Source organism: Methanoculleus thermophilus, from assembly GCF_001571405.1.
GTDB lineage: Archaea > Halobacteriota > Methanomicrobia > Methanomicrobiales > Methanoculleaceae > Methanoculleus > Methanoculleus thermophilus.
Window position 1 is genome coordinate 1 of record NZ_BCNX01000020.1, and the last position, 11,415, is coordinate 11,415.

Consider the following 11,415-nt stretch of genomic DNA (forward strand, 5'->3'; position numbering starts at 1 on the left):
TAGGAGCGTTCCCGAACGAGGAATCCCTTCTCCGGCTGGTCGGATCTATCCTGATGGACATCAACGAGGAGTGGGTCACCGGCAGAAGGTATTTGACCATGGAGAAGGAATGATCAGGCAAGGAGACAGGGCTCAGGCAAATTACAGAAGATCTGAGACGTTACCTTTTTTCCCTCATCATTATATCAAGTTCGGTGGTCACCGCGTACAGAAGGCTCCAAAATATCGGCAACTTCAAAAAGGTCATTTTCTGCGCGTTAACTTGCACGATAGTTATTGTGCTAATTGTTTTGTCCGCTTTCACCCTCCATTTATCACCTAATATTAAACAGGTGAATCAACAAGTTCCAATGAGTGATTATTACGGTATGGCTACGTTTTTTGAAAAGAGAGATGACTCTATCCTTATTTTAGAACATGGAACATCTCAAATGAGGTTCCATGATGCTATTTATGGTTGCAGTTACCCAGAGGTTAACATCAGATATGATTGGGGTGGGGGTAATAGTCTCTTACCTGTCGATCATTTTGGATATAATGCTTCTTACTCCCTTGGTTCTAACTACGACGGAAAGCGGTACTTCTTGTTAACAACGCAAGGTAAAGATTTTTATGAACATATGTACCCCGAATTCCCAGACAAGTGGAGATTTATAGAGCGGGATTTTGAAAGGTTGGAGTCAGATGCCTCAGTTATTCGAGTGTGCTCTAATGGGAATTTAGCCCTGTACCTTATTAATTATAGTTAAGGGCTAAATTTTTCTCGGCTTTCGGATATTCGTATAATCCTCTTGCGCTCTATACAAAATATCCATGCTAATCTGCCTTGTAGTACTTGCTAGTTCATATGCACTAGATGGTACGTACGCCCAAAATAGAGCCCAGTACTTTTTTCTAATCAGCTCCCTCGTAACGCACTTTTTTAAAACAGTTCGAGCGAGGTCTGCTCTCTTTGCGCGTATATTGAACCACGCTGTCTCAATCTGTTTCTTCGCAACGTACTCTCGAAGGTCTGCTTGCATTGCATCTGGTATTTCACCAGCTTCTAACGCCTCCTTGGCGGTGCGAACGAAGATATTCTCTTCAACGGGTTCTGTTCTATTGCATGCCCTATTAGAGGCCTCAGTATGATATATCCCCATCCCATCCCAACTGAAGGCAATGGGATATTTCAAAGCAATTCGCCCCCAGAGGTCTGTGTCTTCCCCCCACCATGCATCAGTGTTGAAACCCCTCATCTCGGTTAAGACCCGCTTAGGTATGCCCACTACCGATGTCCACACCGGAGGAGATCCAAAGGCGGCAGACTTAAAATAACTCGGGAGTAGTCCCTCCCAGGGTTTCCCGGGAATTGCATGGAAACTCGCCATTTTTACCTGGAAGTTGGGATATTTTACAAGGTACGCAGTTGTATATGCCCCTGCCTCGGGGTATGCCTCGCGTAACCGTAACAACGTCTCCAGATGGTCCGGCATCCATTCATCATCTGCATCCAAGAACGCGACGAAATCTGATCTTGAGTGGGAGATACCTTCGTTGCGAGCAGAGGAGACGCCCGATCCTACCTGTTCGAAGAAGAATATCCGCGGGTCCTCAAACGATTTAACAATCTTTGGGCCTTCGTCTGTAGACTGTCCGTCAACGACAATGATCTCAAAATTTTGCTCAGTCTGATTTAAGACGGATTGAATTGTCCGGGAGATATGAGGACCTTTGTTGTAGAGAGGGATAACAATCGAAACCGAAATCATGAGAATACTACTCCACGAGTGTTTTCAGATATTTTCCCGCACGCAATGCAGTTTCCTGGATCAAGGGGATCTTTTCATCCAGTTCACCTCTGATCTTTCCCGATTCATCGAGCATGGATTGAATCCTCTCGGTCACGGTGCTGGGGGTAAGGCACTCGGGACTGAGGAGGTATGATTCGTGATCGAATATATCCCGGTTAATGCCGCGTGCTTTGATACTGTAGGCGAAACTCAGGGTCGGGACGCCAGACGAGAGAGCAGCAATCGTAGAGTGCGTCCGGGCCCCGGCAAAGAGGGCCATCTGGCTGATGATCCATTTTATCTCTGCAGCACTGTACTTGGGAGGTATAAGCGTGATATTTCTGTTTTGCCCCTTAATCTGGGAGACTGCTTTCCGCATAAATGCATAATCGTCAGAATGTGGGGTTGTCACATGAGGGATCAGATAGACCGGCATCTCTGTTGTCTCTGCTATCCCCGAGATGATTTGTGCGGCTATCTCGGTCCACGCTTCGAGATTCCTCCCGCTCACATACTTTGCCATCAGTGGACTCAAATTAAGGCCGATCGCCTCCTCATCGAGGGGGAGCAAGTCCTCGATCCCCTCCGGCTTGGCCGGATCCATGAGAAACGCAGGGTCTGCAACAGGGTAGACGTTCTCGGTCACGCCGATCCCTTTGAGATAATCAATCGTAGCCGATTCTCGGGCAAAGATCCCGGTGACCTTCTGGAGGTGGTCGCTCATATACTGTTCATAGTCGGGCATTGCGCTGAACGGGCCGACCGAGGCGCCCCAGAGGATGATGGGCTTTCCCTTCTGGATGGCGATGTCATCCAGATCGGTGAAGAGTTTAGGTATACCGTAATCAAGGGAGTAGTTATCCCCGCCCACGGAGAGAACCGCAGCCGCCTCATCAAGGTAGGGAAGCATCTGCTTGTAAACCCTGTACTTTAAAGCCTCGGGACAGCAGAGACGGTCGTAGGCATAGCCCAGATAGAACGGTTTCCAGAGGTTTTGAGCAATTTTTCTCCTACTTAGTCGGTATGAGTGCAAATGCGTGATTGCATCATCTGTTTCTTGCATACATTGCTGTTGGTATTGCTTCTCGTTCTGAAAATGGCTAAGGCAGATGAAACGTGGGTCTTTAAAGTACTCCCGCAAGATCTTCGTTGTCCCCCGGGCAATCGCTTCACACCCTCTGTTCTCATAGGGATTGTTCCCGGCCAGAATAAACAACGGTCTCTCTTCATCCATGATTATTGCCCCCGACCTTCCTCCGAATATACCAAAGAATTCTTACCGGGAAGGTAATAATCTTTGATATTTGTCTTCCCGCCGTCAGTCGTCTCAGATCCTGCCCCATTGCCTCCCGGAGGTGCTTTCCGTCCCGCTCCCCGGCGCCCCAGCGATCCCGGCTTAAAACCCGCATCCGCTCCTTCAGGACGACCTCCTGCCGCAGGAAGGGGTTCTTCGGCCTCTCTGGTGCCACCCGCTTCTCCGGAACCCCCTGCGGGTCAAGGTACAGCCGGCATGTCAGGTGCTGCCGCTTAATCGCCACGACCCCGGCCTGGCTCTGGATCACTCGCTCGACCGGGATCGAGTCGAGACGAACACCCTGCCCCCGCTCGACCATCTCCCGCATCGCCTGCGACCGCACCAGCACAAGGCTCGTCCCCCGGCTGTCCCGCGAGTACTCCGGCAGCCAGGCGTCCATGCAGGTCACGTCCGCGCACTCGGCGAAGACGTCATCGCAGTAACTGCAGGCCCTCGGCGTGAACCACCGGTTCGTCCAGGCTTCACTGATCCCCTCGTTCCAGAAGATCTTGTGCTCTTCACCGTCTGCGGCCGTGAACACATAGTGATAATTGCTCGCCGGCTGGTCCGGGCTCTTCCCGCGGTAGCGGACCGCTGTCACCTCACCCTGCACCCCGGCGAGAGCGGCGACGTAGTCGGTGAAGTGCCTGCTCTTCAGCTGCCCGCAGGTGAGGCCGACGGTGACGACGACCCGCTCCCGGAGTTTCTTGTTCCGCTGCTGGGCAAGCCGGATCGCCTTGAGGAAGCATGGCAGGCCGGTGACGGCGTAGCGCCCCGGCACCTCGAGGACCTGCCTGATAACTTCCGACATCTCCACCGGGTAGTAGGCCGAGCCGGCCCCGGTGCGGACCTCCTCCGGGGTATCGAAGACCTGGAAGGCGAAGAGACGCTCCGGGTCGCCGGTGGGGGCAACGCAGATGACGTGGTCGACGACCCCCTCGGTGAGCAGCGCTTCCAGGAGCCAGGTCGCCATCCCGCCTGAGGCGCTTGTCGGCCGGTGTCTCTCCGAGTAGCCGACGTACGAGGCGAGGTAGTAGCCGGTCTCGGAGCGGTGCTGGATCCCCGGGACCGCACCGTAGAGCCGCTCCCCGATCGTGTCCTCGTTCTCCCCGGAATCTGCAAAGGGGCAGACCTTCAGGCAGAGACCGCACTCGGTGGTGCAGGGCGACGTTTCCACGGGATTATACTCGCCGTAGCGGTTCCATTGCATTGAAAGGACGTCCTGCGGGCAGAGAGCGGCGCAGAGGCCGCAGCCGATGCAGAGGTCGTGCTCGACAACGCTGTTCATGACGGACGATTTCATATGATAATTCTCCTGAGCGCTGGAGGCAGGTAGGACTCAAAGAGCCCGCGTTCAAACCCGTTCAGACCCAACACCCAGACAGCCGCAAGGTAAACCAGAGCAATGCCCGCACCGGCAACGACAAGCGTAACCAGGGCGGGAAGCTGGAGGATCCCTCCCAGGGTTGCCGCCGCGACCCCGATGAGACCGGTCGCGACAATCCCGGGAAGCATCGACCGGGTGAAGGTGTGAGCCCCGACCCCGAGCACCCGCGTCGCGTACCAGGGGGTGAAGATGGCGTTCTTCAGGGTGAGGACGATCGCCGCCGCGGCCGCGACCCCGTAGTAGCCAAGGCCGGTCAGGAGCGGGAGGGCGACCGCGAGGCCGAAATTCCCGATCCCCATGAAGAACGTCACGATCCCCGGCACCCGCACCCGGTTGTAGGCGACGTTGATCGGGAAGAGGGGCAGCACCGCGAGGTTGACCGCGAGGTGCACCGTCAGGAGTGCCATCAGCGGCGCGAGGAAGGTAAACTCCTCCCCCACCCAGACCGTGAGGAGGAGCGGAGCAAGTCCGCAGACAAGACCGATCGGGAGGGCCATGGCAAGCCCCATCAACTTGACGGCGCTCTTCGTGACCCGGATCAGGGTCTCGGTCTGGTTCCGGGCATAACAGGAGAGGATCGTCGGCGTCAGGACGCCGGAGAGCACCCCGGCAACCGCCCGCAGGAGGATGACCCACTGGAGGGCGATCGCATACTCCCCGGCAGGCGTTTCCCCGAAGAGGAGGTTCACGACGATGAGGTCGATCTGGAGGAAGAGGAGGGAGCCGATCTGGTCGATCACCACCCACCACCCCATCCCGCAGAGGTCCCGCACCCTCCGGCGGTCGAAGGAACGGATCGAGATTCGGAGATGGGGACAGACTCGCCGGGCGAGGACGATCGCGACCCCGGAGGCCATGACTGCTCCGGCCAGGTATGCCCCGCCGATGAGGGCGAGATCGGGGCCGAAGAGGGTGAAGAGGAGAACGATCAACCCGGTCTGGACGATGAGGTTTGTGAGGTTGACGAGGTTCTGGAGGTCGAGGCGGTTGTAGGCGAAGAGTTGGACCGTGAAGTTCCCGCTCCAGGACCGGATCAGGAAACCGGCCGAGACCCCGAGGAAGAGGAGGACCGCACCGGTCTCCTGCCCGGCCGGGACGTTGAAGATCGATGGAGCGAAGTACGCGACCACGAGGATGACCGGGATCATCAGGAGGATGACTGCGGTGAGCCCGAAGAGGGACGTGTTGAACGTCTTATTCGCGGCTGCGTAATCTCCCCGCTGGAGGTCGACGGTGAGGAACCGGGTGACGGCGGTGTTGAGCGACTGGACGACGATTGCCACGTACCCCGTGATCGAGGTCGCGAGCGGGATGAGCCCGTAGGCCGCGACCCCGAGAGTATCAATAAAGTAGGGGACCAGAAGGATCCCGATGACGATATTTACCAGGAAGTAGGCGATGTTCGCCGCGAGGTTGCGGGGGAGCTGAGCGGCGAAGCCTCGGGTGGTCTGGTCTGTAGCGGAGGTGGTGGACGGCATGGATATTCTTCTGGCTGGGATGGTACTGGCTCCCCGGAGGAGAATTCACCAGCGGGATTCTTATCTTACAGGTTAGTAACGGCGGTATGAAATGCCTGCCGGATTTGCTCTTTTGAGGTGGCCGCACTTAGATGGGCAGGGACTACCTTAGGGCTATGAACGGCACCGTCGTTGAACGCTTCTTCCGCCGGGATTATGACGAACAAGAGGATGATTGCAAGTTTACCCGAGTTTGTCCCAAAATCCCTCAGCCGGGAGGGGAACACCCCCTCCCGGTCCCTCCCCCGAGTTGCGATATCCAGTGGGAAGCCGTGTCAGCAATTCGACGCTGTATAATGCCGATTCCTCTGAAAAGCTGCGTAGGAGTGCTCTACATCAGGTGGATCTTCGATCGCCGAACTCTTTTGGGACGGCTTCCATATTACTTATAGTCTGTATCAAATCTAAAGTGGAGTGTGTCCTCCCTCCTCACCCCCCGCCCAGCACCCGCACGATCACCGCCACCACCCCGCCCACGACCCCGCCGGCCCCGGCGCTGATGGTGGAAACCCGTTTCTCTTCACCCACCTTCTCCGCCCGCCAGCCCTCCAGCGCCCGGAGCCGGCTCTCGAACTCCTCGTCCTGCGCCTCCATCCGCTGCAGCGTCTTACAAATCCACTTCACATCCCGGTTCGTCTCGTAAACCAGCTCCCGCGTGGTCTTCTCATTGGTCATCCTGGTAACCCTCCCGGGTGACAGTAGGACGGCGAAGAGAAAAAGCCTGACCGTAACGATTATATTCCAGAATCAAAGCCCAATCCGGCCTTTCCGATAAAGTCAGACTGATATCCCCCCGCGCCAACCTTATGATCGTCTGTCATGTTCCCGGGAAGATGCAGACAGGAGAAAACCCATGGCAGACTTCGTGCAGAAGACCGTGAACAAGACGGCGGTCCGGGACCTCTCCGTCCCGATCGCCAGCGTGGAGCAGTTCGACAGCATCGTCGAGATGGTCTTCGACGACAACCCCTTCGGGTGCGTCGAGTATACGACCCGCGACGGCCAGACCATCGCGGGAGTCGTCCGGAACCGCGAGCACTACACCGCGAAGGTGAACTTCCTCAACGACGCGGGCAAGCGGGTCGGGACCGTCTCGATCCAGTCCCCGACGATCGCAGCCTTCGAGGCGAACGCCGCCGAGGTCCTCGGGAACGCGGCCATCAAGACCGCGATGGGAGCAACCGACGTCGTCCGCGACAGCTCCCGCGAGACCTACTACTGTCAGCTCAAGTGCCACGACCCCTCCGGTGAGGACTACTTCGTCACCCTCACCAGAAAGAGCGTCCGGATCTCGTCCTACCAGGACGACGCGATCAGGGACCGGGTCGAGTCCTGGGCCGACGCCGTTGCGGCGCTGGGGTGAAGGGGTTCCTCCCCTTGCTCTTTTTCCCCCGTGTGCCGGGCAGAACCGTTGTATCGGGGATATCTATAACGTCGGAGTACAGCGCATACCCCGATCAGGAATGGATACCGCCACCCCCAAGATCGACGGAGAGTGCGCACGAATCATCGGCATTCTCCGGGAGAAGAAGGCTTACCTGGAAGAGACCTATCACGTCGGGTCCATCGGCATCTTCGGCTCGTGCCGGCGCGGCGAGGAGCGCGAGGAAAGCGACGTGGACATTCTGGTCGAATTCTCAGAAGTCCGGGGAATCTTTGGATTTATCAGGCTTGAGCGCTACCTATCTGAGATCCTCGGTAGATCAGTGGACCTGGTCGAAAAGAGCGCGCTCAAACCTCACATCGGCCGCCGTATCCTGAATGAGGTTATCTACGTATGACGGCTCCACGGAACACCCTTGACTACCTGGATGATATCCTTGACGCCATCGAAAAGATCGCGATCTTCACCCGGGGCATGTCGTATGAGGAGTTCTGCGAGGACGATAAGACCGTTTAGGCTGTCACCCGAGCACTGGAAGTGATGATCGGTGAGGCGACGAAGTGCATTCCCCGCGAAATCAGGGAGAACTACCCCGGATACCCCTGGGCTGAGATGGCCAGTATGCGCGACAAACTGATCCATGCCTACTTCGGGATCAACAGGGCCATCATCTGGAGGACGATCCGGGATGATATTCCTCCCCTCAGGTCCGCGATGCAGGCCCTCCGGGATGACCTGGCCGCGGACGGGTCCACGAGCAGCGAGCGCCGATAAGCACGACTGTCCGGGGGACGCGCCTATGAGGTGGCAGGAGTGTCTCGACCTGGGCCTCATCCGCCCCGACGCGAGGGCAATAGAGAGTATTCCCGGCTCCCTCGCATCTGCGGCGAGGTTCCTCTCGGCAGCGGAGAAGAATGTGGCGATCCTGGAGTACGAAATGGCACACCTTGCCACGTACAATAGCGCATCTCACAGTATCCGGACGTTCCTCTATTCCGCCGGTTACCTCGATGTCTTGCTATCGCAGTGCGGCACATATTTGACGATCCCGAGATCGTCAATCTCCTGAACGCTTTTGACAAACTCCGGGTCGCCAGGCAGAACGTCCAGTATGGCGGATCGTATGTGATGAAGAAGCGGCGTTCTGCATCCGGCTGGCTTATCCGGGCTCTCGCTCTGGCCCGGCAACGGTTTGGGTAGATACCTCCGCTCCGGCTGAAACTGGGGGGGCCACATACACTTTCAACCCGCACACGGCTCCACTTTATCAATCTCCTCTTCTCGAGATCGACGTATGCCGCATACCGGGCTTCTCCGCCACGACCAGACCCTCTTTCGCGACCCCGACGTGTTTGAGCCGACGTACCTCCCCGAGCACCTCCACCACCGCGACGCCCAGGTCCAGGAGATCGCCTTCCTCCTCCAGCCGGCCCTCCGGGGCGGGAGCGCCCTCTCCGCCGTCCTCCGCGGACTCCCCGGGACCGGGAAGACCACCACCGTCCGCAGGGTCTTTGCCGCCATCACCGAAGAGACCCGGCGGGTCGCCCCGGTCTACGTCAACTGCCGCCACGATCATTCGGCGCTCGCCGTCTACCGGAGCATCTTTCGGCAGGTCTGCGGGTATCCCGCCGGCCGGCACCTCGACGAGATCAAGCAGGGGATCGCCGCCCGGCTCCGGGACCGCGACGCCGCCCTCGTCGTCTGCCTCGACGACGCCGATGAACTCATAGTGGCCGGGATCTACAACACCATCCTCTACCAGATCCTCCGGCTCTACGAGAAGTGGGACGTCCGGAAGGCCGGGGTCTTTGCGGTCACGAGCGATCTTGCCCGGAACCTCTACGCCGAGGCCGACGCGAGCGTCCGGTCGGTCTTCCACCCGGCCGAGGTCAACTTTCCGCCCTACACGAGGGCCGAGATCCGCGAGATCCTCGCCGACCGCGTCCGGCAGGGGCTCTACCCCCGGGTGCTCCCGCCGCCGCTCCTCGACCGCATCGCAGTGATCGCCGCCGGCGAGCAGGACGTCCGGGTCGGGATCGACCTCGTCAGGGCGGCAGTCCTCCGGGCCGAGAAGGACGGCCGCCGGCGGGTCACCCACGCCGACGTCACCGCCGCGGCCCGGACGGTCATGGCACCGGGGCTTAATTCCCGCATCGCGGCTCTCTCGGCGGGCGAACGAACCCTCCTCTCCTGGATCGCGGAGCGGTCCTCTGAAGGGGGCGATATGGCGTCGGGGGCGGTCTTTGAGGCGGCACAGGGCTACCTGGCGGTCGGGAAGACGACCTATCACGAGCACTTAAAGCGGCTCGCAGAGGCCGGGTTCCTCGACCTCGTGCCCAGGACGGGCCGGGGGCGGGAGGTCCGGCTCCGCTACGATGCCACTGAGGTGGCCGCCGCCTGCAGATCCCCGGACCGAACCCCCAAAACTCCGGACAGGGTATGAGATCATGAAAAACCCGCTCAGGCCATGGATTGGTGCTCCCTCTCATGTCCTCTGTTTTTGATCGGTATCAATAAAGTAAGGCTTATACATGGCCTGTTTCTTTTTCCGGAGAGCAGGCTTAGCCTTTTAACCGGAACCCCCGATGGTGCTGTATGCGCCGGAGAAGACTCCGGTGCAGGGAGTTACAAGAGATGCAACCAGCAGATAGACAGAATCCGGGAGGAACCGAACCGAAAACCAGCGGCGGCAGCCCGGATACAAAGTGCCACCCCGCGCTCTGCCAGGCCGCCACTGGTACATCTGCCCGGGAAGAGATAAACATCTCCCCGGTCCCGCTCTTCCTCGTTCCCCGTGCTGTCGCGGACGCGATCCGCCGCCACGGGAGAGCCGTCCGAAAGATCAACGTCCAAAGAACCAAAAACCACCAGTACCTGATCAGCGTCGAGCGGGGGCGGCCATGACGTCGGAGGCGGGTATGCTCTCCTGCACGGCGGCGGAGCCCAGCGCTGGCCGGAACTCAAGGGCGGATGTACGAGAGAGCAAGCCCGAAGAGGAAACAGGTGCCGGAGGAGATACCAACCCCTCCCCCTGACGAGCACCGAGAGCGTGCCCTTGAGATCCTCAAGAGCGACGACCCCCTCGTCCTCATCCCCGAGACCTTCAACAGAACCCGGTCGGCCACCGGGTCGTCGCAGAGCCCCTTACGATCTTCCTTGCCCTCCAGAACACGAACGGGCTCCACGTCGCGTTCTCCGGGCAAGGGCAAGACCCGTGCCTGCACGACGATCTAAAGCCCGGGACCGTCTTCCTCTTCGACGAGGTCTCGCTCTCCGAGGACCTCCCGGAGGTCCTCATATCCGCGACGGCAAACTTCCGCGAGCCGATCGAGCACCGGCCCCTCACCGCCGGGCGAAGGCTCCGGGTCCGCACCATCCCAGAGCGATGCGTCTGGTGTCTCGGCCGGGCCCTCGACCTGGCCGAGCTGGAGTTCCTGACTATGACGCGCTCAGAGGATCTGACGGCCGGATCCCCTGTATCCCCGGGGTCGTGCAGATGTACTGTACGGGCGGTCATGCCTCTTTGCGGCATTATTCGCTGGAAAAATCGGTGTGGCTGTGCATTCTAGACTCGATCATTTAGATATTTTAGGATAGAAATAATTTAGATCGGATGACCCCATTACCCGCGTTTATGGTCTCTGATCGAGAGTGCCGCCTCTTAAATACGTATAATTAATGAAATATCTTTTATTATTGCGTGGATCATATCAGCATATTTTTAAATTCCTTGGAAACAATCTATCATACAACATCAACGCCCCCGGGGTCCCCTCCTACCTCTCCCGGCGCATCCGACCCCTCTCCGGGGCTCTTCACCAACCCAAAACATCCCGGCATACCATGCACTCGACCACCAACTCCCAGCCCCTCTCCCCCCGGGAGAGCCCCTCCCCCGCCGAGCCGGCGGTCTCTTCTCCCCCCCCGGCCGCCTCTCGAAGACGACGACGCACCCCTCCTCGTCGATGCTCTTGTGGGGGTTCGGCGTGCCGTCCGGACCCTCGTTGCGATGCCCGCCTACAACGAGGAGGCCTACATCGCAAAGACCATCGTCGGCGCCC

12 protein-coding genes and 2 pseudogenes are annotated in these 11,415 nt (G+C 58.6%); 9 read left to right on the top strand and 5 right to left on the bottom strand.

All coding sequences use genetic code 11. The features are described 5' to 3' along the window. Nucleotides 1–752: 752 nt before the first annotated feature. From MCUTH_RS11145 to MCUTH_RS11170, 5 genes are all read right to left on the bottom strand, one after another. On the bottom strand, nt 753–1,751 hold the full coding sequence (locus MCUTH_RS11145; protein ID WP_150468766.1) for a glycosyltransferase family 2 protein: 999 nt from the start codon (nt 1,749–1,751) through the stop codon (nt 753–755). 7 nt (nt 1,752–1,758) lie between these two features. Then, on the bottom strand, nt 1,759–3,006 hold the full coding sequence (locus MCUTH_RS11150; RefSeq protein ID WP_066958863.1) for a polysaccharide pyruvyl transferase family protein: 1,248 nt from the start codon (nt 3,004–3,006) through the stop codon (nt 1,759–1,761). Beyond that, nucleotides 2,999–4,369 (bottom strand): Coenzyme F420 hydrogenase/dehydrogenase, beta subunit C-terminal domain, encoded by a 1,371-nt coding sequence (locus MCUTH_RS11155; protein WP_066958864.1) that lies wholly within the window; start codon nt 4,367–4,369, stop codon nt 2,999–3,001. The genes MCUTH_RS11150 and MCUTH_RS11155 overlap by 8 nt, the downstream gene beginning before the upstream one ends. Beyond that, nucleotides 4,366–5,931, bottom strand: a complete 1,566-nt coding sequence (locus MCUTH_RS11160; protein ID WP_066958865.1) for an oligosaccharide flippase family protein — start codon at nt 5,929–5,931, stop codon at nt 4,366–4,368. The genes MCUTH_RS11155 and MCUTH_RS11160 overlap by 4 nt, the downstream gene beginning before the upstream one ends. 468 nt (nt 5,932–6,399) lie before the next feature. Then, complete coding sequence (locus tag MCUTH_RS11170; protein ID WP_066958867.1) at nt 6,400–6,645, bottom strand: hypothetical protein; 246 nt, start codon at nt 6,643–6,645, stop codon at nt 6,400–6,402. Between the two features lie 178 nt (nt 6,646–6,823). On the opposite strand from MCUTH_RS11170, the gene MCUTH_RS11175 reads away from it, so the two are divergent. The 9 genes and pseudogenes from MCUTH_RS11175 to MCUTH_RS12015 form a co-directional block, all read left to right on the top strand. Next, nucleotides 6,824–7,333 (top strand): hypothetical protein, encoded by a 510-nt coding sequence (locus tag MCUTH_RS11175; RefSeq protein ID WP_066958868.1) that lies wholly within the window; start codon nt 6,824–6,826, stop codon nt 7,331–7,333. Between the two features lie 100 nt (nt 7,334–7,433). Then, on the top strand, nt 7,434–7,751 hold the full coding sequence (locus MCUTH_RS11180) for a nucleotidyltransferase family protein (RefSeq protein WP_066958869.1): 318 nt from the start codon (nt 7,434–7,436) through the stop codon (nt 7,749–7,751). Next, entirely contained in the window at nt 7,748–7,870 is a 123-nt protein-coding gene (locus MCUTH_RS12090; protein ID WP_263478281.1) for a ribonuclease HepT family protein, read from the top strand. The genes MCUTH_RS11180 and MCUTH_RS12090 overlap by 4 nt, the downstream gene beginning before the upstream one ends. 12 nt (nt 7,871–7,882) lie before the next feature. Further along, nucleotides 7,883–8,128: pseudogene (locus MCUTH_RS11905) on the top strand (HepT-like ribonuclease domain-containing protein); the annotation flags it as partial. A gap of 252 nt (nt 8,129–8,380) precedes the next feature. After that, nucleotides 8,381–8,554, top strand: coding sequence for a hypothetical protein (locus tag MCUTH_RS11775; RefSeq protein WP_161937590.1), 174 nt, complete (start codon nt 8,381–8,383; stop codon nt 8,552–8,554). A gap of 94 nt (nt 8,555–8,648) precedes the next feature. Further along, the gene (locus MCUTH_RS11190) at nt 8,649–9,797 is read left to right on the top strand and encodes an AAA family ATPase (protein WP_066958870.1); all 1,149 of its coding nucleotides are present in this window, start codon (nt 8,649–8,651) and stop codon (nt 9,795–9,797) included. 191 nt (nt 9,798–9,988) lie between these two features. Further along, nucleotides 9,989–10,258 (top strand): hypothetical protein, encoded by a 270-nt coding sequence (locus MCUTH_RS11195; RefSeq protein WP_150468764.1) that lies wholly within the window; start codon nt 9,989–9,991, stop codon nt 10,256–10,258. A 66-nt stretch (nt 10,259–10,324) separates the two neighbouring features. Then, entirely contained in the window at nt 10,325–10,588 is a 264-nt protein-coding gene (locus tag MCUTH_RS11200; RefSeq protein WP_066958872.1) for a hypothetical protein, read from the top strand. Between the two features lie 496 nt (nt 10,589–11,084). Then, nucleotides 11,085–11,415: pseudogene (locus tag MCUTH_RS12015) on the top strand (hypothetical protein); the annotation flags it as partial.